The sequence below is a fragment of the Actinomadura meyerae genome, assembly GCF_900188445.1.
GTDB lineage: Bacteria > Actinomycetota > Actinomycetes > Streptosporangiales > Streptosporangiaceae > Spirillospora > Spirillospora meyerae.
The window spans coordinates 212,108-235,297 of sequence record NZ_FZOR01000007.1 but is presented as its reverse complement, the minus strand read 5'-3'; the positions used below and the strand labels follow the sequence as shown (position 1 = coordinate 235,297).

Here is a 23,190-nt window from a genome sequence, read left to right as displayed (position 1 = left end):
TCGGCCGGCGGCTCACCGGGTGTACAGCGATCTGGGCCCTTCCAGGGCGTCGGTCCTGCGCCTGATCTCGTCGACGAGGACCTTCGCGAAGCCGGGGAAGGAGCGCCCCAGGAAGTGGAAATGTCCGCCGGTGAACATGCGCGCCCGGAAGCCGCCGGCGGTCTCCCGGCTCCAGTGCTCGACGGTGTCCGCCGGCGCCAGCTCGTCGTCGACGGCGCCGAACGCGGTCAGCGGCGCGTTCAGCGGGGACCGCCGCCGCGCCGGGACGTAGGAGTCCAGGGCCTGGAGGTCGGCCCGCACGAGCCGGACGAACCGGTCGCGGAACTCGGGCAGCTCGTCGAGCTCGGCGGGGATCCCGCCGAAGCGGGACAGCGCCCCGATCAGCTCCCGGTCGGGCAGCTCGTAGAGGGGGCGCGCCTCGTCCACGCGGCAGTCCGGCGCGGGCCGTCCGGACACCCCCACCCACAGGGGCATGACGCCGCGCTCCTCCAGGCGGCGGGCGGTCTCCAGGGCGACGATCGCGCCCAGGCTGTGGCCGAACAGGGCGATCGGCGGCCCCGCCCACTCCTGTACCGCGTCCGTGGTGGCGGCCACCAGCGGCGACATCTCCGTCAGGGGGGCGGCGCGGTGGCTCTTGCCCCGTCCCGGCAGGTCGAGGAGCAGCAGCTCCCAGTCGCCGGGCAGGGCGCGCGCCAGCGGCATGTAGGCGGCCGACGAGCCTCCCGCGTGGTGGAAGACGATCAGGCGCAGGACCGGACGCGGTACCGCCCTGGGACGCACCATGGCCGTCATGCGCTGCGCTCCGTCCGGTTCGCCGCGGTCTCGGCGATCGTGTCGGCCAGCGTCGCGATCAGTTCCGCGAGCGGGCTCTCGACGTGCAGTTCCTCGGGCGGCAGGCCGAGGTCGTAGTGCTCCTCGACCTTGGTGATGAACAGCGTGGTGATGAACGAGTCGGCGCCGGCCTCCTGCAACGAGACCTCGGGGTCCAGGTCGTCCGGTGACTGGAGGACGTCCTTGAGCCGCGCCATGAGGAAGTCGCGCACGGCGTCCCCGTCGTCGGGCGGCGGGGCCTGCACGGCTCCCTCCGCGGCGCCGTGCGCGGCCGTCCCGTTCACGCGTCCGCCCGCCGACGCGCCCATGGGCGGCTCGTCGATCCAGAACCGGGTGCGGCGGAACGGGTGGGTCGGCAGGTCGGGGACGATGCGCGCGCCGGGCGTGCGGAGCGGGCCCAGTTTCAGGTCCGCGCCGTCGGTGAACAGCATCGCCAGCGCCTCCAGCAGGAGCCGCTCCGCGTCGGCGGGGTCGTCGCCGGTCAGCGGGCAGGTGCGCGGCCCGCCGTCCCCGGCCCACTCCAGCGACGCACCCGCCTTGCCGGTCGCCGCCCGCGCCGGGCGCAGCCGCACCGGGAGGCCGAACCGGCCGATCGCCCGCGCGAGCCGTTCGGGCGCCGGGTCGCCGGCGCTCTCCGCGGGGAACAGCAGCGGGAAGGCGCCGGCGAGCGCGGCGGTTCCCTCGGCGACGGCGGCCGACTCCAGGTCTCCGCTCAGGGTCAGCGACCGGACCGGGTGGACGGGCTCGGCGGCCGAGGGCCCGCCGGCGGCCGCCGCCAGCCGCTCGGCGATCTCGTCCGCCGCCGTCCCGGTGACGGCCGCGCGGTAGGGGAAGCCCGCCCGCCCGGCCCGCAGGGTGTGGCAGATGGAGCCGAGCGTCTCCGGGGTGGCCGACTTCAGCTGCGCGGCGATGTCGTCCGCCAGCTCGGCCAGGGCCTCCGGGGACTTCGCCGAGAGGGTCAGCAGCTCGTGGCGGCGGGCCGTCCGGGCCGGCTCGGCCGTGCTTTCGGCGGACGGCGTGTACGCCTCCAGGATCGCGTGGACGTTGGTGCCGCTCATGCCGAAGGAGTTGACTCCGGCCACCCTCCGGCCCAGCTCGCCCGGCCAGGGGCGGTTCCGCGCCGGGACGGTGAACCCGATCCGGTCCCACGGGATGCGCGGGTTGAGCTCGCCGTCCTCCTCGTCCCGGGCCGCGGGCATGATCCCGTGCCGGAGCACCAGCACCGTCTTGATCAGGGCCGCGATGCCCGACGCCGCCTCCAGGTGCCCGAGCCTCGACTTGACGCTGCCCAGCGCCAGCGGGACGCCGCGCTTCCGCACGGCGGGCCCGAGGACGCCGTCGAGCGCTCCCACCTCGATCGGGTCGCCGAGCGGGGTCCCCGTGCCGTGGGCCTCGATCCAGCCGACGTCGGCCGCCTCGACTCCCGCGTCCGCCAGGGCCGCGCTGATCACCTCTTCCTGCGCGGGGCCGTTCGGGGCGGTGAGGCTCGACGCCGCGCCGTCGTGGTTGACCGCGGTCCCGCGCACGACGGCCAGGATCGGGCGGCCCTCCCGCTCTGCCTCGTCCAGCCGCATCAGGACCAGCGCGCCGACGCCCTCGCCGCGGCCGTAGCCGTCCGCGGAGGCCAGGAACGACTTCGACCGCCCCTCCGGGGACAGCGCGCGGGTCTGGCACAGCGACACCATCAGGTTCGCCGACAGGATCAGGTTGGAGCCGCACACCAGCGCGTAGCGGCACTCGCCGCCGCGGAGCGCGCGGACGGCGAGGTGCAGCGCGGTCATCGAGGACGAGCAGGCGGTGTCCGAGCTCACCACGGGGCCGGAGAAGCCCATCACGTGGCTGATCCGGCCCGCGGCGAAGCACAGCCCGCCGCCGGTCGTGTAGTAGGGGTCGATCCGCGTCGTGTCCGACCGGTCTTCGAGCCGCTCCAGGTACTCCGACGCCATCATGCCCAGGTAGACGCCCACGTTCAGCCGGTCCGGGCGCCGCACGGGGATCCCGGCGCGTTCCATGGCCTCCCAGGCGACCTCCAGGAGCATGCGCTGCTGGGGGTCGAGGAGCTTGGCCTCGCGGTGCGAGATCCCGAAGAAGTCCGCGTCGAAGGCCGCGATGTCGTCGACGAACCCGGCCCGGTCGACGTAGGACCGCCCCGGCTTGCCGACCGTCGGATCGTGCACCTCGCGCAGCCCCGGCCTGTCCTCCGGGATCGGGCCCAGGGCCGTGCCCTCGCCGCGGAGGAAGTCCCAGTACTGCCCCGGGGTCCGCAGGCCGCCGGGCAGCCTGAGCCCCATGCCGACCACTGCGAGGGGGGCCTTCCGCTCGTCCTCGAGGGCGCGGATGCGCGAGCGCAACCGGCGCGACAGCGCGAGCTGCTCCTCCATCAGTCTGCGGACCTCAGCGGCCTCCATGGTGTCCTCCCTCGGCTCCTGCTTCCAGATCGGCCTCGACGGCGCGGACGAGGTCCTCGAACGTCAGCTCCTCGAACGACTCCTCGACCGGCGGCTCCCCGGCCCGCACCGGCTCGGGCTCCGGCTCGGGGACCGGCTCCGGCTCCGGATACAGCAGGCCGAGGACGTGCCCGGCGAGGCGGGCGATCGTGGGATGGTCGAGCGCGACCGTGGCGGGCAGTTCCGCGCCGGCGGCCAGCGCGAGGCGCGAGCGGAGATCGATGACCATGATCGAGTCCAGGCCGAGGTCGGTGAAGCCCGTCTCGTCCTGGACGGCGGTCGGGTCGCCGAGCGCCTCGCCCACGAGTTCGCGCACCGCCGCCCGGAGCCGGTCGCCCCGCGCGTCCGGATCGAGCGCGTCCAGCTCGGCGCGCAGCCACCCGCGCGCCCGCCCGGAGCGGCCGGAGCCGGCCCCGCCTGCGCGGCCGGTGGACGCGGCCGCTCCGAAGAGGGCGGCCCTGGCACGGCCGTGCGGCGGCCGGGTGGCGCGTTCGGCGTCCACCGCCATCGCGATGAGGCGCGAGCGGCGCCGGGCGAGCGCCAGGTCGAGCAGCTCCGCGGCCTCGTCGTCGCCGAGCGGGCGCAGCCCGGCGCTCTCGGCGGCGCGCGCGGCGGCGGCGGACCCGGCCAGGCCGCCCCCCGCCGCCGGGACCCACGGCCCCCAGTCGATGGCGACGGCCGGCAGCCCCGCCGCGCGCAGCCGGCGGGCGAGGCCGCCGAGGTAGCCGTTGGCGGCCGCGTAGGCGGTCTGCCCGGCGGTGCCGAGCACGGCCGACGCGGAGGAGAACAGCACGAACGCCTCCGGCGGGTCGCCGCGCAGCGCCTCGGCGAGGTTCTCCGCCCCGTGCGCCTTGGCCGCGAACACCTTCGCGAACGACTCGGCGGTCAGCTCCTCGAAGGGCCGGTCGTCGGTGACGCCCGCCAGGTGCATCACCGTGGTGAGCGGTGCGCGCTCCCCGGCCGCGGCCACCGCGCGGGCGCAGTCTGCCGGATCGGTGACGTCGCCGCTGACGACGGTGACGCGCGTGCCGCCGTCCGCCAGCTCGTCCAGGAGTGCGCGCGCGGCCTCGCCGGGTTCGGAGCGGGACATCAGGGTGATGTCGGAGGCGCCCCGGGCGGCCAGCATCGCGGCGACGCTGAGTCCCAGGGCACCGAGCCCGCCGGTGATCAGGGCGGCGCGTCCCTCGTGGCGGTGCTCCGCGCCCTCCGGGACGCTCCATCGGGAGACCGGTGCCAGGCGCGCGACCCGTGCTCCGCTCGCGCCCAGGTTGACGCGCGTCTCCGCGAACTCCTCGGCGGACGCTCCGGCGAGCAGCGAGCACAGCGCCGCGGGCTCCCAGCCCGGGGTGAGGGTGAAGCGCAGGAGCCGCCGATCGTGCTCCTCCGCCTCCAGTGCGGCCAGGAGGCCCCAGGCCGCCTCGCGGACCGGTGCCGCGTCCGCGCCGTCCTCGCCGTCGCCCGTGCAGAGGACGGCGTAGGGGATGTGGCGCGGTGCCGCCCGTAGCGAATCGGCGAGCGCCGCGAGCCGGCGGAAGGCGTCCGCCGGTGCGCCGGAGGCGGCCGGGGCGGTGAGGCGCGCGTCCACGATGAGGTCGGATTCGGCCCCGGACATGTCCTCGGGATCGAGGGGCACGACGCGGTGGCCCCGCTGCTCCAGCTCCGCTTCGACGGCCGGTGCGGCGCCGTCGCCGCCGAGGACGCCGATCTCCAGCCGCCCGGCTTCCGGCAGCCGCGGTTCCCACTCGTCCCACCGCAGTTCGTAGGCGTGCCAGGCGTCGCCGCGGAGGGAGCTCTCCAGCAGCGGGCGCGGCGCCGGCCTGAACCGGAAGCCGTCGACGGCGAGGACGGTCGCGCCCGCGTCGTCGAACAGATGCACGTCGGCCGTCCGGACCTGCATGAGCCCCTCGGACGGCCGCCGGTCGCGGACCGCGCGCACATGCCCCCACAGGCCGGAGCCGGGGGCGGGCCGCCCGGGGAACGCCACCCGTCCGGCGGCGAAGGGGATCGGCAGGTGGTCGGCCTCCCGCACCTCCTCCCCCTCCCCGACGGCGAAGGTGACGCTGCTCTGCAGGCAGGAGTCGAGGAGCCCCGGGTGGATCTGGTAGTCCGCCGGATCCTCGTTCATCACGGCGGGCTCGGCGTAGCGGATCAGTGCCTCGTCGCCGCGGATCCAGGCGTCGCGGATCCACCGGAAGGACGGTCCGAGCTGGTAGCCGAGGCCGCGCAGGTGCCGGTAGAAGGCCTCGCCGGACAGGTGGCGGTCGGCCGAGGCCGTGAACTCCTCGGGGTCGGGCACGGCACGGCCGGGCGGCGCGGGGGGCTCGGCTTCGGTGGGCGGCGCCACCCGCGCGGCCAGGTGCTCCAGCCAGCGGCCGTGCTCGGGGTCGACGAGGCTCTGCACGCTCACGGCCCGCGCGCCGTCCTCCTCGGCCTCGATGACCTGCAGTTCGTAGCGTTCGCCGTCCCGGAGGACCAGGGCGCGCGGGAAGTGCAGGTCTTCGAGGACGACCGGCTCGCGCCGCGCGCCCAGCGCCGACAGGACGGTGGCGAGCTGCGAGGCGCCGGGGACCGAGACCGTCCCGAAGAGCCGGTGGTCGGTGAGGTGGGGCGGGTACGCGGTGCTGCGCTCGGTCCGGAACACCCGGCCGCGCAGCGCGGGCGACCTGACCTCCGTGCCCCACGGCGGCCCTCCGACCGGGCGTCCGGGATCTTGACCGGGCGCCGTGTCCGGGCTGGACGCCCAATGGCGTGTCCTCGCGAACGGGTAGCGCGGGGCGTCGGGGCGGACCCCGGCGGGCGCGGTCTGGATCCGCTCCCACCGGAGGTCCTGGCCCAGCGAGTACAGGGTCCTGGCCACCGCGAGCAGCGCGTCGTGGTCGGCACCGCCGCGGCGCAGCGAGCCCGCGACGCCGCCGGGCGGCGCGAGCCCGGCGGCCCTGACGAGGTTGATCAGCGTCCGGTCCGGGCCGATCTCCAGGCAGAGGTCCACGTCCAGGTCCCGCAGCGCCGTGACGCCGTCGTGGAACCGGACCGGCCGCCGGGCGTGGCGCGTCCAGTAGCGGGCGTCGAACTCGCCCGGTCCCGCGACGCGTCCGGTCAGGTTGGAGACGATCGGCACCTCGGGGTCGTGGAAGTCCAGCGGCTTCAGGACGTCGGCCAGTTCCGCCAGGGCCGGGTCCAGCAGCCGGGAGTGGAAGGCGTGCGAGACGCTGAGCCTCCGATGGCGGACCTTCCGCTCCTTCAGGTGCGCGGCCAGGCCGTCCACGGCGTCCGGAGGCCCCGACAGCACCACGGCCTCCGGCCCGTTGACGGCGGCGAGGTCCAGTCCGTGCTCGTCCGCCCAGGCCGCGGCGTCCGCCTCCGGCGCGACGATCGCGAGCATGCCGCCGCGCTCGGTGCCCTGCATGAGGCGGGCGCGCTCGGCGATCAGGGTCAGCCCGGTGGGCCGGTCCATCACGCCCGCGTGCACCGCCGCGGCGATCTCGCCGACGCTGTGCCCCATCACGGCCGCCGGGACGACGCCCCACGACTCCCACAGGGCGGCGAGCGCGAGTTCCAGCGCGACGAGCGCCGGCTGGGTCACCTGCGTCTCGTTGATGGCGTCCCGGTCCTCGCCGTACAGGGTCAGCTCGGTGAGCGAGGCGCCGATGGACTTCTCCAGGGCCTCGTCGCAGGCGTCGAACGTGTCGCGGAAGACGGGCTCGGTCTCGTACAGCTCCCGGCCCATGCCGAAGTACTGGCTGCCCTGTCCGGAGAAGAGGAAGGCGATCCTCGGCGCGTCCGAGACGGGGTCGGCGGGCGCGGGCTCGTCCAGCGCGGACAGGAGCTGGTCCCGTGACTTGCCGAACAGGGTCCGGCGGTAGGGGAAGTGGGCGCGTCCGGCACCCGCCACGGCGGCGAGGGCGGGCAGCTCCTCCTCGGCGGCCTCCGCCAGCCGTTCCCGCCAGGCCGCCGACAGGCGCGCCAGCCCACCGGGGTCGGGGGCCGACAGCGGGACCAGCAGGTTCCGGGCCGGTCCGCCGGTCGCCTCGGCGGGGCCGGGAGCGGGGGCGGGGCGGTCGTCCGGGTCGGCGAGCAGCACGTGGGCGTTGGTCCCGGTGAACCCGAAGCCCGAGACGCCCGCGACCCGCGTCCCGTCCCCGGCGGGCCAGGGCGCCGGGTCCGCCACGACCCGGACGTCCATGTCCGCCCAGGCCACCTGCGGGTTGGGTTCGGTGAAGTGGAGGTTCGGCGGGATCAGCCCGTGGCGCAGGGCCAGCACCGTCTTGATCACGGCCACGATCCCGGCCGCCGACTCGCAGTGGCCGACGTTGCTCTTGACCGACCCCACCAGCAGCGGCGAGCCGTCGCCGCGGCCGGGCCCGAGGACGCGCCACGCCGCGCCGAGCTCGATCGGGTCGCCGAGGGCGGTGCCGGTGCCGTGCGCCTCCAGGTAGGAGACCGCCGAGCCGGGGAGCCCGGCGTCGGCCAGCGCGGCGCGGAGCATCTCCTCCTGGGCCCGTCCGCTGGGCGCGGTCAGCCCCGAGGACGCCCCGTCCTGGTTGACCGCGCTGCCGCGGATGACGGCCAGCACGCGGTCGCCGTCCCGGCGGGCGTCGGCCAGCCGCTTGAGGACGACCACGCCGCAGCCCTCCGCGCGGACGAAGCCGTTGGCGTCGGCCGAGAACGTCCGGCAGCGCCCGTCGGGAGAGAGCATGTGCGCCCGGCTGACGGCCACCGACGAGGTCGGGTCGAGCAGCAGGTTCACTCCCCCGGCCAGGGCGGCGGTGCTCTCGCCGGAGCGCAGCGAGCGGACGGCCAGGTGCAGCGCGACCAGGGAGGACGAGCACGCCGTGTCGACCGCGACCGCCGGCCCGTTCAGGCCGAGCGTGAACGAGATGCGGCCCGCCGCGGCGTTCAGCGCGGTGCCGGTGCCGTAGTAGGCGTCGACGTCCTCCAGCCCGCCCCGGGCCAGCACCCGGGCGTAGTCGGAATAGCTGATCCCGACGAACACGCCGGTGCGGGAGCGCCGCAGGCTCCGGGGGTCGATGCCGGCGTCCTCCAGTGCGTGCCATGTCGACTCCAGCAGCAGCCGCTGCTGCGGGTCCAGCGCGTCGGCCTCCCGTGCCGGGAGCCCGAAGAAGGCGGCGTCGAACCGGTCGACGTCCTGGAGGAAGCCGCCCTGGTCGGTGGTGAGGAGGGGTTCCCCGTCGGGGCCGGTCCGGCCGGGCGGCAGGCCGTCCCAGCGTCCGGGCGGCACGGGCCCGACGCCGTCGCGCCCGTCGCGCAGCAGCTCCCACAGCGCCTCGACGGAGTCCGCTCCCGGGAAGCGCCCCGCCATCCCGACGATCGCGATCGGCTCGCCCACCCCTTCCTCGCGCTCGGTGGCGGAGCCCGTCCCCGCGGCCGGGTGCGCGGCGCGCGGCGGCGCGGCCGGGCGGGCGCGGGCGGGGCGCGGGCCGGGGCCCTCGCTCCACCGTTCGAGGACGTGCGCGGCGAGCTCGGCGACCGTCGGGTGGTCGAAGACGTCGGCGGCGGCGAGGTCCGTCCCGAAGTCCTCGGCCAGTCCCGCCACCAGGTCCGCCGCCATGATCGAGTCGAGGCCCAGCTCGAAGAAGCCGGTGCCCTCGTCGACCGCCTGCGGGTCGTCGTGCCCCAGCTGGGCGGCCACCAGCCGCCGCACGCGGGCGCGGGCGGCCGGTTCACGGGCCCGTTCCGGAAGCGCGGCCAGTTCCGCGGCCGCCGGGGTCGCGGGGCGGTCCCGGCCGTCCGGGGCGGTGCCGTCCCCGAACAGCGCACGGGGCCTGAGGCCCGACATCACGCGGTCCAGCCGCGCCAGGTCGAGCGGGCAGCTCACGACGTGCCCGGACGCGCCCGGCGAGCGGTCGGCGAGCGCGGCGCACCCGCGCTCGGCGGTGAGGGCGCCGACGCCCACCCGCGCGTACCGCTCCAGGGCCTCCTCGTCGGCCATCCCGAGGCCGTCGAGCGTCCACGGCCCGTAGGCGATGCTCGTCGCCGGCAGCCCCCGGGACCTGCGGTGCGCGGCGAGCGCGTCCAGCCCGCCGTTCGCGGCCGAGTAGGCGGCGTACCCCTCGGTGCCCCACACCGCCGAGACGGACGAGACCAGGACGAAGAAGTCCAGCGGCCACCGCTCCGCCGCCCTGTGCAGCGACCACGCCGCCGCGTACTTGTTCCGGAGCGCGGCGGCGAATTCTTCGGTACCGGTGTCCTCCGCCGGGGCCCGCTCCGAGCTTCCGGCCGCGTGGATCACGCCTCGCACGGCCGGCATGCCGCCGAGGGGCGCGCAGGCCGCGGCCATCGCCGCCGGAGTGTCGCAGCCGCCGCCCCGGTAGGCCACCGAGACGTCACGGCCGCGCAGCTCCGCCAGGAGCCCTGCCGCTTCGGCGCCGAGGGCCTCCTCCGGGCGGCGGCCGATCAGCAGCAGGTGGCGTGCGCCGCGCCGCACGAGGTCTTTGACCAGCTCTCGGCCGACCGCGCCGAGGCCGCCGGTCACGAGGTAGGTGGCGTCGTCCCTGACCGGCAGGTGCGGTGCGTGCTCGGGGACGGTGCTCAGGCGTGCGCCCAGGATCCGTCCGCCGCGCACCGCCGCCAGGTCTTCGGACGCGGCGCCGGGCCCTCGTGTGGTCTCGCCCGCGACGAAGCCCAGCAGGGCCCCGGCGTCGTCGGGCTCCGGGTCGGCGGGGAGGTCGACGATGCCGCCCCACACCGTGCTGAACTCCAGGCCCATCACCGGGGCCAGGCCGTGCAGCAGCCCGTGCCGGAGGGAGTCGACCTGGTCTTGGTCGTCGATCCGGCGGGCTCCCTGGGTGGTGACGAACGCCCGCGCCGGTCCCGTCTCGCTTGCGGCGCGGAGGCCGTGGACGGCCGAGGTGATGTCGGCGCAGAGCTTGGCCGACGCCTCTATGTCCGTGTCCGCCGCGTCATCGCCGGACGACGCCGGCTCCGGCTCCGGCACGAGGAGAAGGGCAATGCTCTCAGTCGCGCGGTGGCCGGCCCAGAAGCCCGACCAGCCGTCGGAACCGGCGGGCAGGGGCCGGTGCTCCCACCCCGCGTCCGCGGCGGCGGGCGCCAGCGCGTCCGGACCGAGCACGGTGCCCGCCGCGCCACGCTGCGCCGCGGCACCGAGCAGCAGCTTCACCAGCTCGACGTCGTCTCCGGCGAGAACCCAGTAAACGCCCTTGCTCCCCGCCAGAGGCTCGACGGGTTGCCAGACGAGCTGATGGGTCTCGGGCAGTGCCGTCTCGGGCAGTGCCGTCTCGGGGGCGGTCGGTGCGGCGGGCTGCACGGCTCGCCCGGCGCCGAGCGATTCGGGTGCGTACCGGGTGCGCTGCCACGGGTAGAACGGCAGGTCGATGACCCGCCGCGCCGTGGGCACGCCCGCGCCGTCGTCCGCGGCACCGGCGGGGACGTCGCGGACGACGGTGACACCGGCCGGTTCCGCGCCCGACGCCAGGGCGCGGAGCCGCCGGGCCGCCGTGCCCGGATCGGCGGCCTCGATCCGGGCACGGACGTCGAGCCTCGTCCGCCCGAAGGTGGCGGTGTGGGCGAACGCGGCGTAGTCGGCGGGGTCGAGCCCGTCCAGCGCCGCGGCGTACCGGTCCGCGAGCGCGCGCAGGGCCGCGCCGGTCCTCGCGGAGATCTCGAAGCCGCCGGCCGGGGCGCCGTCCGGCTCCGGCGCGGGCGGGTCCTCGACGAGCCCCGGTTCGCGCGGGTCGGCGAGGATGATGTGGGCGTTGGTCCCGCTCATGCCGAACGAGCTGACGGCCGCGTGGCGGCCGGCCGCCGGGTCCCAGTCGGTGAGCTCCGACGGGACGGTGATGCCGGTGCCCGAGAGGTCGATCCTCGGGTTCAGGGTGCGGAAGTGCACCAGCGGCGGGAACCGCCGCTCGCGCAGGCTGAGCACGGCCTTCACCAGCCCGGCCACGCCGGCCGCCGACTCCAGGTGCCCGGCGTTGGTCTTGAGCGCGCCGACCGCGAGCGGACGCCCGCCGTTCCGGCGGCCCAGCGCCGTGGCCAGCGCCTCCATCTCGATGGGGTCGCCGAGCGAGGTGCCGGTGCCGTGCGTCTCGACGTACCCGATGTCGGCCGGCTCCAGGCCCGCCTCGGCGAGCGCCGTCTCGATCAGCGACACCTGCGACAGGACGTTCGGCGCGGTGAAGCCGCCGGCGCGCCCGTCCTGGTTGAGGGCGGTGCCGCGGATCACGGCGTGGATCCGGTCGCCGTCCCGCAGCGCGCGGTCCAGCCGCTTCAGCACGACGACGCCGCATCCCTCACCGCGGGTGAACCCGTTGGCGCGGGCGTCGAAGGTCTTGCACCGGCCGTCGGGCGCCAGCGAGCGGGTCTCCGCCACCAGGCGCATGGAGCGCGGCGAGAGGATCAGGTTGGCCCCGCCGGCGAGCGCCACCTCGCACTCGCCGCGCCGCAGCGCCTGCACGGCGAGGTGGACGGCCACCAGGGACGACGAGCAGGCCGTGTCGACCGCGAGCGTGGGGCCGGTGAGCCCCAGCGCGTGCGCGATGCGCCCGGCCGCGAAGTTGTGGCCGTTCCCCGTCGTCCAGTAGGCGTCCGGCTCCCCGGCGAGCCAGTCGCGGTAGTCCTGCCACATGATGCCGAGGTAGAAGCCGGTCCGCGCCGCGGCGGCCGCGTCGGCGGGGAGCGCGGCGTCCTCCAGGGCCTCCCAGGCGACCTCCAGGAGGAGGCGGTGCTGGGGGTCCAGGTGCCGCGCCTCGCGGGGGCTGATGCCGAAGAAGCCCGCGTCGAAGTCCAGCACGCCGTCGAGGAAGCCGCCGCGCTGCGGGAGTCCACGCCACTCCTCGGCGAACGGTTCCCGGCGCTCCGCCGGCATCGGGCGGACCAGGTCGCGGCCCTCGGCCAGCATCCGCCAGTAGCCGTCGAGGTCGCCGATGCCGCCGGGCAGCCTCAGGCCGGTCCCGACGATGGCGACGGGACCGCCGCCCTCCCGTTCCTCCAGGCGGCGGCGCAGCTCTCGGATCGTCGCGAGCGCCCGGGTGAGCGGAGTCTGCTTCCCGGCCGCGGTGCCGTTGTCTTCCATGGCCTCCGTTCCTTGCGGTCAGGCCCGCGCGTGCTGCGCGGAGGCGGTGGCGGTGGCGGCCGGGTCCGCGGGGCCGGTGAGCCGCTCGCAGAGCGCGCCGGCCAGGGCGGCGGGGTTGCCGTAGGTCCACAGCAGCGTCGGCGAGAGCTTCAGGCCGAAGGCCGCTTCGAGGCGGTTGCGCAGTTCGAGGCTCATCAGCGAGTCGAGCCCCAGTGACTTGAACGGGGTCTCCGCGCCGATCCGCTCGGGGTCCGCGCCGAGGACGCGCCCGGAAAGCTCGCGCACCTTCTCCTCGACCAGCCCGGCGCGGGCGTCGGGCGGCGCCTCCAGCAGGCGCGCGAGGAACGCTCCGCCGGCGGGTCCGTCCGCCCCGCCGCGCGCCGCGGCCGAGTAGAGCCGCTCCCAGCTCTTCAGCGAGGCGATCTCCGGATAGGAGTCGAACCACCGGCGCAGGTCGACGGGGACGTACCCGATCACCGGCTCGTCGCCGCCGAGCAGCCGCGGCAGGGCCCGCCACGCCTCGTGCGGGGCGATGCCGCTCATTCCCCGTTCCTCCAGGCGGTCGCCGCGCCGCTGGTCCCGCGCGGCGAGCCCGGCCTCGGTGAACGGGCCCCACTGCACGCTCAGCGCGGGGAGCCCCCGGCGGCGCCTGCGCACCGCGAAGGCGTCGAGGTAGGCGTTGGCCGCGGCGTAGGCGGCCTGGCCGGGGTTGCCGATCAGGCCGGCCGCGGAGGAGAACAGCACGAAGAAGTCGAGCGGATCCCCGGCGGTGACCGCCTCCACGTTCCGGGCGCCGCCGACCTTGGGCGCGAGGGTGAGGCGCAGGAGGTCCGGTGTGAGGTTGGCGATCGTGGCGTCCGCCAGCACTCCGGCCGCGTGCGCGACTCCGCGCAGCGGCGGGAGAGCGTCGCGCACCGAGTCCAGGGCCCGGCGGAGGGCGTCCGCGTCACCGACGTCGCACTGGAGGGTCTCCACCCGCGTTCCGCCGGCCCGCAGGGCGGCGATCCGCGCCCCGGCCTCGGCGGTGGGCGCCGACCGGCCGATCAGGACGAGCGCGCCGGCCCGGTGGGCGGCCAGGTACTCGCCGAGCGACAGGCCGAGCGCGCCGAGGCCGCCGGTGATCAGGTAGGTGCCGTCCGGGCGGAAGGCACCGCCCGGCATCGGCACCGCGTCCACCCGTTCGACGGTCTCGGGGCCGGACACCACGGTCTGGACCGCGCACCCGGCGGCCGCGCCGTCGTCCGCGGTGAACTCGGCGAAGGTGCGGCGGCGGGTGGCCGGAGGCTTGAGGGTCCCCTTCTCGACCAGCTCCCAGACCTCCCCCAGCAGCTTGGCGACGCGCGCCGGGCGGCGCCGGGCCAGGCCCGCGAGGTCGGCGACCGCGAAGACCGCCCCGGTGCTCAGGGAGTCCAGCGCGATGGAGCCGGGGTCGCCCTGCGGCCGGGCGAAGTCCACGAAGCGGCCGCCGTCGGCGAGCACCTCCAGCCCGAGCCGCAGGACCGGGCCGCCCGCGTGGTTGACCAGGACGTCCACGCCGGCACCGCCGGTGAGGGCCCGCGCGCGGTCCGCCCAGGAACGGTCGGCGCGGTCCAGGACGTCGGTGACGCCGAGCCGCACGACCTGGTCGCGCTGGCCCGGGCTCTCGACCGTCGCGACGACCCGGCCGCCGAGGGCGAGGGCCACCTGGACGAGGGCCGGCCCGGCACCGCCGTCCTGGACGTGGACGAGCACGGTCTCGCCGGGGTCGAGCTTGGCGAGGTCGGCCAGCGCGTGCCACGCGGCGGTCATCGCGGCGGGCAGCGCCGCGGCCTCCTCGTCCGCTAGGTCGCCGGGGACGCCCCGGAGGTGCTCGGCCCGCACGGTGACGTGGGTGGCGGGCGGTCCCGCCGCGCACGCCGCGACCCGGTCGCCGGGTTCGAGGCCGGCGACGTCCGGGCCGACCGCGGCGACGCGGCCCGCGAACCCGGTGAGGCCCGCCGGCCCGGCGTCCCCGGACGGCGCGGCGGGCGCGCACGCGGCGATCTCGATCTCGACCTCGCCGGGCCCCGGCGGGACCCGTTCGAGGGGGACGCACCGGAGCCGGGCGGGCGCGCCGGAGTACTCGACGCGGAACGGCTGCGGGCGGGTGCCCGGCACGGGCCACTGCTCCGCCTCCCCGTCGGCCGGGCCTCGCGCCAGCCGGGCCACGGCGCGCCGCGCGGCGCGCAGGACGACCTGGTCGTCGCCGTCCTCCCGGGCCAGCTCGTCCGCGCAGGCCGCCGCCCACCCCGGATCGTCCGGGTCGACGTCGATGAGCCGGGCCCCCAGCTCGCCGTGCTCGCGCCGCAGCACGCGGGTGTAGCCCCAGTAGAGCGCCGAGCCGGGGTCGGTCTCGCGCTCACCCCCGCCCTCCTGTGCGAGCGCGGTGACTATGGCGAGGGCGGGGGTGAGGTCGTGTCCCGCGCATGCCCGGACGACCGAGGTGAGGCGGTCGAGTCCGGACTGCTGCGCCTCGATTCCGGCCTCCCGCGGCGGCGCCATGAAGACCACCGCGTCCACCGGCCCCGGGCCGTCGGCCGCGGCGGGAGCCAGGACCGCGTCGATGTCGTCGGCCGAGGCGTGGACGACCTCGACGCCCAGCGCCGCGACGGCCCTCGACAGCTCGACGGCGGCTCCGGCGGGCTCGCCGAGGATCACCCAGCGCCGCCCGCCCACGTCGCCGGACGGCGGTGCGTCCTCGTCCGATCGGGTCTCGACCCACTGCACCCGGTGCAGCCGGTCGTCGTCATCCGCGTCCCCGGCGGCCGGCAGCGGCTGGAGGGCCAGCCCTTGGACGGTCATCAGCGGCTCGCGCCCTTCACCGAAGACGCCGATGTCCATGCGGCCGTCCGCGCGGCGCCTGGCGTGGGACCACGCGGTGGTCACCTTGGCGCCGTCGCCGCCGGCCCCGTCGGAGAGGACCCCGTCGAAGAGGACGATCCGCTCCACGGACGTCGGCAGCACGGCCGCGTCCTCCTCGGAGAGGGTCAGCGAGACCTGGAGCGCACCGTCCCACAGCGCCGGGTGCAGGACATGGGACTTGGCGGACGCGTGCAGGCCGTCCGGCAGCACCAGTTCGGCCAGCGCCTCGCCCGCCTCCGCATGCACGTGCAGCTTCCGGACGGTCTGGAACGACGGGCCGTAGCCGAGTTGGCGGCGCTCGCACCGCTCGTAGAAGTCGCCGGGAGGGGTGGGCTCGACGTCCTCGTGCCACTCGGGGAAGCGAGGGGCGGCCTGGTCGTCCGGCATGCCGCCGGTCCGTCCCGTGGCGTTCACCGCCCACGACGTCGCACCGTCCGGAAGCGCCAGGAGCCGGATGCGGCCGCCCTCGCCGAGGTCGTCGCGCCATTCCACGGTGACCGGGCGCGGGTCCCCGGTCAGCGCCACCTCCTCGTGGAAGGCGACGTCCTCCAGGACGCCCGGCGGCGAACCCCGCCGGGCGCGGGCGGCGTTCACCATGAGGCTCAGCATCGCCGCCCCCGGGAGCACGGCCGTCCCGTACACCCGGTGGTCGGCGAGCCACGGGAGGTCCACCAGCGACAGCTCCATGGCGGCGTGCCACGCGCCGGGGTCGCCGGGGGCCGGGACGAGCGGCGCCTCGAACCCGCGGTTCGCGCCGGAGCCGCGGGGCCGCTCCTCGGTCCAGTGGCGGTCGCCGCGCAGCGGGTAGCCGGGCACGGCGGGCAGGCCCGGTGCGGGGCGTCCGGACCCGCCGAAGGGTTCGAGCCCGGCCGTGTAGGACCCGGCCAGCGCCATGGCGAAGTCCGCGGCCGTGCCGCGGTCGCGGCGGAGCGTGGGCAGCACCGCCACCCGGCCCGGGCGGCCCTCGGCGAGCTGCTCGACGGCGGGCACCAGCACGGGGTGGGGGCTGATCTCCACCACGTGGGTGACGCCCTCGTCCAGGAGGACGTTCATGGCGTCGGCGAACAGCACGGGCCGGCGCAGGTTCTCCGCCCAGTACTCCGCGTCCATCTCCGGCCCGTCCAGCCGCCGGCACGAGACCGTGGACATCAGCTCGATGGAGCCGCGGCGCGGCGCGGCGGGCGCGAGTTCGGAGAGCAGGTCGTCGCGCAGCGGGTCCATCTGCGGACTGTGCGAGGCGTAGTCGACGTTCACCAGCCGGCAGTAGACGCCGTCGGCTTCCAGCACCTCCTTGAGGACCAGCACGGCCTCCTCGTCCCCCGACAGCACGCACGAGCTCGGGCCGTTGTGGACGGCGAGGGACACGCTGTCCTCGAACCCCTCCAGCGCGGCCTGCGCCGCCTCCCGGTCGAGGTCGACGGCGAGCATCCGCCCATGGCCGGACGTCCGGCGGGCGATGGCGCTGCGGCGCACCATCACCAGCGCGGCGTCCTCGTAGGACAGGACGCCCGCCAGCGTCGCGGCGGTGATCTCGCCCTGGCTGTGGCCCAGCACGACGTCGGGTTCGACCCCGGCGCCCCGCCACAGCTCGGCGAGGCCGAGCGCCATCGTCCACAGCGTCGGCTGGAGCATGTCGATCCTGGTCATCCACTCGTCGCCGGACTCGCCGGTGAAGACGGCGAGCGGGTCCCAGGCGACGTGCGGGCGGAGCGCCTCGGCGCATCTCTCGACGGTCGCGGCGAACAGCGGGCTCTCGGTGTACAGGGCCCGGCCCATCCCGCTCCACTGGGAGCCCTGGCCGGGGAAGACGAACGCCGTCCGGCCGCGGGGAACCGCCTGGCCCGTCGCCACGGCCGGGTGCTCGGCGGCCGCCTCCGGCCCGGCGGCCAGCGCGGCAAGCGCGCCCTCGATGCCGTCGCCGCCGGCGGCGACGATCCCCGCGCGCTCGGCGAAGTGGTCGCGCCGCGGGCCGAGGACCGCCTGCAGATCACCCGTCCCGACCGGAGTGGAGGCGACGAAGCCGCCGAGCTCGCGTGCCCGCTCGGCGAGCACCGGACGCTCCTTGGCCGACAGCGGGATGATCGCCGGAAGGCCCGTGGGCGTCCGCCCGGAGTCGTCCGCCGGGGCCTCGCACGCCTGCGGGGCGCTGCGGACGACCACATGCGCGTTGGTACCGCCCCAGCCGAAGGAGTTGACCCCCATGTAGAGGGGGCCGCCGTCCGGCAGTTCGAGCGGTTCCCTGACGACCCGCACGTTGATGTCCTCGAACGGGATCCGGGGGTTCAGCTCGGCCGAGTGCAGGCTCGGCGGCACCGTCCGGTGCCGGAGCGCCAGCAGCACCTTGAACAGGCCCGCCAGCCCGGCGCACGCCTCCAGGTGCCCGATGTTGGTCTTGATCGAGCCGATCGGCAGCGGCCCGCCGTCCCGCCCGGCCCCGAGCACCCGCCCGATGGCGCCGGCCTCGATCGGGTCGCCGCGGCCCGTGCCGGTGCCGTGCGCCTCCAGGTAGGCCAGCGCCTGGTAGGGGATGTCGCCGTCGAGGTAGGCGCGGGTCAGCAGGTCCTCCTGGCCCTCGCCGCTCGGCGTCACCAGGCTGTCGCCGCCTCCGTCGTTGTTGACCACCGTGCGGACGATGACGCCGTGGATCCGGTCGCCGTCCTCCAGTGCCCGCTTCAGCGTCTTCACGTACAGCGCCGCGACGCCCTCACCCCGGACGAACCCGTTGGCGGACGCGGAGAAGGCCGCGCACCGCCCGTCCGGGGACAGGCCCCCGAAATGGGTCAGCCCGACGGTCACATGGGGATCGAGCATGAGGTTGGCGCCGCCGACCACCGCGGCGTCGATCTCCCCCTCCCGCAGCGCCTGCCCGGCGAGGTGCAGGGCGACGAGCGAGGAGGAGCAGCCCGTCTCGACCGTCAGGCTCGGGCCGCGCAGCCCGAAGAAGTACGAGAGGCGGGCCGCGATGACGTCGAGCGCGTTGCCCACCAGGCTGTGCGGCGTGGGCCGCACCCCCCGGGCGATGCGCATCAGCTCGTGGTCGTGCCAGGAGCAGCCGATGTAGACGCCCGTCCTGGACCCGCCGAGCGCGGCGGCGGGCTGGCCCGCGTCCTCCAGCGCCCGCCAGGTCAGCTCCATCAGCAGCCGCTGCTGCGGATCGAGGACCCGGGCCTCGCGCGGCGAGACGCCGAAGAACCCGGCGTCGAAGCGGTCGACGCCGTCGATGAACCCGCCGACCGCCTGGATCTCCCGCTCGGGGTCCAGCGGCGCGGAGGCGTCCCACCGGTCGGGCGGGACCGGGCCGATCGCGTCGCGCCCGTCCATCAGCAGGCTCCAGAGCCCGTCGACGTCCGCGGCGCCGGGGAACCTGCCCGCCATGCCGACGACGGCGACCAGCTTCTCCGGATCGTGTGCTGCGTTGTGGTCCATGCGCTGCCTTCTCGTGCTGTTGCGGGGGCCGGGGCGTGCGGTGCTACTCGCGGAAGCGCATGCGGACGAGGCCCTTGCTGGCGCGGATCATCCGCGGGCCCATCTCGGGCGGGGCCTCCCGGCGGCACCAGATGGCGTTCTTCGCCATCTTCAGCGGTGTCATGTTGAAGCAGCGGGTGTCCCGCTCGCCCAGCCGGAACGCGGGCGCGATGTAGTCGGCGTCCTTGATGAGCCCGAGGATCCGCGCGGCGGCGGCGTCCGCGGTCACCGTGCCCTCCCGCACCGACTCGCACAGCTCGCGGGTGGCGATCCCCAGCTCGTTGAACCCCTCGCTGACCGGCAGGGGCGAGCCGGGGTGCTTGCTGTTCTCCAGGTCCAGGAAGACCTTCTCGTCGCCCGTCTTGGCGAACCGGTAGTAGGCGTCCTCCAGCATGACGTTGCCGAGCATCGTGCCGAGCATCCAGGTGCGGCACGTCGCGTTCCACAGCTCGTAGTCGCCGAAGCCGACGAAGGAGCTGAAGACGAGGTCGTCGTGGAAGTCGAAGAGGCCCTGCTGGAGCGCCTCCAGGTAGCCGAACCGCTCCAGCGACCAGTTCCCGTCCCGGGACGCCGCGATCAGCCGCCAGCCGAGGGCGTTGACGAGTTCGAGGGTGTTGGTGAGACCGCGGGAGTACAGGGCGTCGATGAACCCGGCCGCGTGGGAGGTGAGGCAGTACCGCTCCCCCACCACCTGCTTGGCCGAGTACTGCAGCCGGCCCGTGGAGACCCAGGGCCGGACGGCCTTGGCCTCCTTGAACTGGTGCGCGATCTGCGGGAACCGCTCCAGGAAGGCGTTGAACTCCTGCTCCGGCGGGACGCCGTCCTCCTTGGGATGGACCCTCGGGTCGAAGGTCAGCCCGACGCTGCAGAGCTTGTTGATGGCTCCAGGGTGGTTGTCGAACGGGATCACCCAGAGCCATCCGCCGTCGAAGACGTGGTGCAGGGTGCCGTTGTGCCACGGGTTCGGCTGGTCATGGCGCTCGGCGGCGGGCGCGTCGTCGAACGGCGTCACCCCGATCATGTGCGTGAAGATCGTCCGGGTGTGGGTGCGCGCCCGGGTGGGGGTCTCCCGCAGCTCGAACTTCTCGGCCAGCGGCGAGCGGAACCCGCTGCCGTCCACCACGTACGAGGCGCGGAACTCCTCGCCGCGGGCGCCGCGGAGCACCGCCCCGGAGTCCGGGTCGATCTCGATGTCCTCGATCCGGGTGTTCAGCCGCGGGGTCGCGCCGTACTTGACCGCCACGTGGAACAGGTAGGCGTCGATGTCCTGCCGGAACAGGTGGGTCTCGGTCCGCAGCGCCGCCGGGACGACCAGCTGGTTGATCTCCTCGGGGTTCTGCGGCCGCCCCTCGCGGTGGTAGACGAACCCGAAGTTCTGCTTGCGGCCGCAGTTGGCCGAGACGTGCCGCCTGATGCCCTTGAAGCTCGACAGCGGCATGATCTCCGGCACCCGGTAGCGGTCGGCGATGAGCCGGGTCATCCCGGAGGTGTACGGGATGGTCGACTCGCCCACGGCGAACCGCGGGTGCACGCCCGCGTCCAGCAGCAGCACGCGCACGCCGTTGCGGGCCAGGATGGCGCCGAGCATGCCGCCCGCCATGCCGCTGCCGAGGATCGCCACGTCGAAATGTTCGGCGCGCCGGGGCGCGCTGGTGTTCGACTGCACTTGTCTCACCCTTCGCTTCGCGGGCCGCGACGGCCCGTCCGTTCTCTGTGGCGGCGGCGCGCCCGTTTCAGGGCGGCACCGCGGTCCGTCCCGTCGGCTCCCGGGCCGTTCCGGCGGCCGCCGGCTCGCCCGCGCGCCCGCGGAGGGTCAGCGACAGCAGGGGCCCGGTCATCAGCGTCGTCAGCAGCGTCATGACGACCATCAGCGAGTAGAGCGGGTCGTCCAGCAGGCCGAGCTGCAGGCCGACACCGAGGACGACGGGGCCGGTCAGCCCGCGGGTGTTCATCAGCGCGGCGATCGCGGCCGAGGGGCGCGCCGGCATCCCCTGGGTGCGCAGCCCCAGGTAGGTCCCGCCGACCTTGCCCGCCACGGCCACGACCATGATCAGGCACAGCAGCCACAGGTCGGAGACGTCCAGCGAGGCCAGGTCGATGCGCAGCCCGGCCACCACGAAGTACACCGGCAGCAGGACGGCGGTGAGCTGGCCGAGGCGGTCCTCCAGCTCGGCCCGCAGGGCCGGGCCGCCGCCCCGCGGCATGACCAGCCCGAACAGGAACGCGCCCATGATCAGGTGCATGCCCATGGCCTGGGTCGCCACGGCCGACAGGAGCGTCCCGCCGAGGAGCACCGCGAAGGTCCACGGGGTCAGCGGCCCGCCGGCCCTACCGGCGGACAGGAACCCGCGCAGCAGCGGCCGGACGACGAGGAACAGCAGGGCCGCGTAGCAGACGAACAGGCCCGCCCGCCACAGCGCCGCCTCGCCGCCCACCATGGCCTGGACGGCGGCGAGCGCCACCCACGCCGCGACGTCGACGATCGCGGCCACCGCGAGCGCCAGTCCGCCGAGCGGCGTGGCGAACAGCCCGCGGTCCTCCAGGATCCTGGCGAGCACCGGGAAGGCCGTCACCGAGACGGCCAGCCCGGTGAACACCACGAACGCCGCCGTCGGGCTCCCCTCCACCGGGTGGGCGCGCAGCAGGTGGAAGCCCAGGGCGAGCCCGAGGCCGAAGGGGACGAGGGTGGCCCCGACGATCGCGCCGGCGGCCGGCCGCCCCCGCCCCCGCAGCGCACCGGTGTCGACCTCGAGACCGACGGCGAACATGAACACCGCCAGGCCGAGGTCGGCGATCCCGGTGAGGACCGACTGGACCTCCGCCGGGAACAGCGCCTCGGAGAGCCCGTCGCTCAGCAGCGTGGGGCCGAGCAGGATGCCCGCGACGATCTCGCCGACCACCGCGGGCTGCCCCACGCGCGTCGCCAGTGCCCCGAGCCCGCGCGCGAGCACGAGGATCAACGCGAGATCCGCGAACAACAACTGCACCTGATGGCTGGTCACTGGCGGGCGGCCCCACTCACTTCTGATCGCTCACTTCTGATCGGACGGGCAGGTGCTCACGGCGGACCGGCTCGCGCCGATCAGGACGCGGCCTCCACCGCGCCCTCGGCGAGCAGATCGTCCAGCTGGATATGGAACATCTCGTGCTTTCCGCTCAGGCCCGAGATCAGCTGCACGAAGTCCTTGGACGGCTCGTTCTTCTTCTCCGGGTCGACGAGTTCCTGCGCCAGGCTGTAATAGAACTCCTCGTACTTGGTGCGGTCATAGAACCGCTCCACGAAGGTCCGGATCTCGTCGAAGAAGGCGCGGTAGGCGCCGGCGTACCGGTCCAGCGCGGCCTTCTCGATCTCGGGGTGGTCCAGCACCGTCCCGAGGATCTTCGCCAGGGTGCTGGCGGCCAGCGTCGCCAGCGCGACGCCGGTCGAGAACAGCGGGTCGACGAACGCCGCCGAGTCGCCCACCAGGACCCAGCCGTCGCCGTGGAAGGTGTGCGAGGTGTACGACCAGTCGCGGGCGCTGCGGAAGCCGCCGGACTGGCGCGCGTCGCGCAGCAGGTGCTTGAGCTTGGTGGTGCGCTCCCGCTGCTCGGCGAACAGCTCCTGCAGCGACTGGTCGGTCTTGCCGGCGTTCTCGGCGCGGGTCACGTAGCCGACGCTCTGCCGGTCCTTGTCGATGGGGATCGCCCAGAACCAGCCCTCGTCCAGGCCCTCGATGAGGATGTTCGTCCACTCGTCGCCCGGGAGCCGGTCGCAGCCGTCGAAGTAGGTCCAGACGGCGACGTTGCGCAGCTCGTCGTGCCAGGTGATCTCGGAGAAGCGCCGGCTGAGGACGCGGGCCTGGCCCGAGGCGTCCACGACCATGGAGGCGCGGGCCTCGTGGACCTGCTTCTCGCCCTGGACCGAGTAGCGCACGCCGGCGACCCGGCCCGACTCGTCCAGGATGGGCTCCTTGACCGTCGCCTCCTCCAGGACGTGGGCGCCCAGCTCGCGGGCCCGGTCGAGGATCAGCGTGTCGAAGTCCGCGCGGCGGGTGTGGTACGAGTACGCGTACGGGCCGCCCTTGATGAACGAGAAGTTCCACGGGACCTGGTCGTTGCCCCACACGAGCGTCCCGCCGTACTTGCGCTCGAAGCCGCGGGCGTCCATGCGCTCGGTGAGCCCGAGCTCCTCCATGGGCCGCATGACCGCGGGGATGAGGGACTCCCCGATGTGGTAGCGCGGGAAGCGCTCCCGGTCGAGGACGAGGACCCGGCGCCCGTTCTTGGCGAGCAGGCCGGCGGTGGTGGCGCCGGCGGGACCGCCACCGATCACCACGACGTCGAATTGGTCAGGAATCCCGAAGAGATTGGGCGACATGCCGACCTTCCACTAATCCGGATACGGCTTGACCGAACCATCCGCGAACCCCCGTTCCGGGGACGCGACCGATCGATACCAGGCCATTCTGCACAGCCGACCCTAGAGAAAGTCTGCACGCCTGCTGGACGATGTCGAAACATAAATGGGCGCAATTT

At 75.2% G+C, this 23,190-nt stretch carries 7 protein-coding genes; all 7 read right to left on the bottom strand.

Annotation, left to right across the window (positions count from 1 at the left end; all coding sequences use genetic code 11):
* Window positions 1-12: 12 nt before the first annotated feature.
* Window positions 13-792: a thioesterase II family protein gene (locus CHF16_RS10655; RefSeq protein WP_089325772.1), complete on the bottom strand. Its 780-nt coding sequence runs from the start codon at window positions 790-792 to the stop codon at window positions 13-15.
* The gene (locus CHF16_RS10650) at window positions 789-3,239 is read right to left on the bottom strand and encodes a beta-ketoacyl synthase N-terminal-like domain-containing protein (RefSeq protein ID WP_089325771.1); all 2,451 of its coding nucleotides are present in this window, start codon (window positions 3,237-3,239) and stop codon (window positions 789-791) included. Before CHF16_RS10650 ends, CHF16_RS10655 begins: the two co-directional genes overlap by 4 nt.
* The gene (locus tag CHF16_RS10645) at window positions 3,226-12,330 is read right to left on the bottom strand and encodes a type I polyketide synthase (protein WP_089325770.1); all 9,105 of its coding nucleotides are present in this window, start codon (window positions 12,328-12,330) and stop codon (window positions 3,226-3,228) included. The genes CHF16_RS10650 and CHF16_RS10645 overlap by 14 nt, the downstream gene beginning before the upstream one ends.
* Window positions 12,331-12,348: 18 nt before the next feature.
* Window positions 12,349-18,636, bottom strand: a complete 6,288-nt coding sequence (locus CHF16_RS10640) for a type I polyketide synthase (protein WP_179271473.1) — start codon at window positions 18,634-18,636, stop codon at window positions 12,349-12,351.
* Window positions 18,637-18,679: 43 nt separating this feature from the next.
* Window positions 18,680-20,341, bottom strand: coding sequence for an NAD(P)/FAD-dependent oxidoreductase (locus CHF16_RS10635; protein ID WP_218826623.1), 1,662 nt, complete (start codon window positions 20,339-20,341; stop codon window positions 18,680-18,682).
* A 67-nt stretch (window positions 20,342-20,408) separates the two neighbouring features.
* On the bottom strand, window positions 20,409-21,653 hold the full coding sequence (locus tag CHF16_RS10630; protein WP_218826622.1) for a cation:proton antiporter domain-containing protein: 1,245 nt from the start codon (window positions 21,651-21,653) through the stop codon (window positions 20,409-20,411).
* A gap of 104 nt (window positions 21,654-21,757) precedes the next feature.
* The gene (locus CHF16_RS10625) at window positions 21,758-23,032 is read right to left on the bottom strand and encodes an NAD(P)/FAD-dependent oxidoreductase (protein ID WP_089325768.1); all 1,275 of its coding nucleotides are present in this window, start codon (window positions 23,030-23,032) and stop codon (window positions 21,758-21,760) included.
* Between the last annotated feature and the right edge of the window lie 158 nt (window positions 23,033-23,190).

Bases quoted from the DNA above. Each gene is read 5' to 3' on its own strand.
- CHF16_RS10625 (WP_089325768.1), bottom strand. From the start codon at position 23,032: ATGTCGCCCAATCTCTTCGGGATTCCTGACCAATTCGACGTCGTGGTG.
- CHF16_RS10650 (WP_089325771.1), bottom strand. From the start codon at position 3,239: ATGGAGGCCGCTGAGGTCCGCAGACTGATGGAGGAGCAGCTCGCGCTG.
- CHF16_RS10640 (WP_179271473.1), bottom strand. From the start codon at position 18,636: ATGGACCACAACGCAGCACACGATCCGGAGAAGCTGGTCGCCGTCGTC.
- CHF16_RS10645 (WP_089325770.1), bottom strand. From the start codon at position 12,330: ATGGAAGACAACGGCACCGCGGCCGGGAAGCAGACTCCGCTCACCCGG.
- CHF16_RS10655 (WP_089325772.1), bottom strand. From the start codon at position 792: ATGACGGCCATGGTGCGTCCCAGGGCGGTACCGCGTCCGGTCCTGCGC.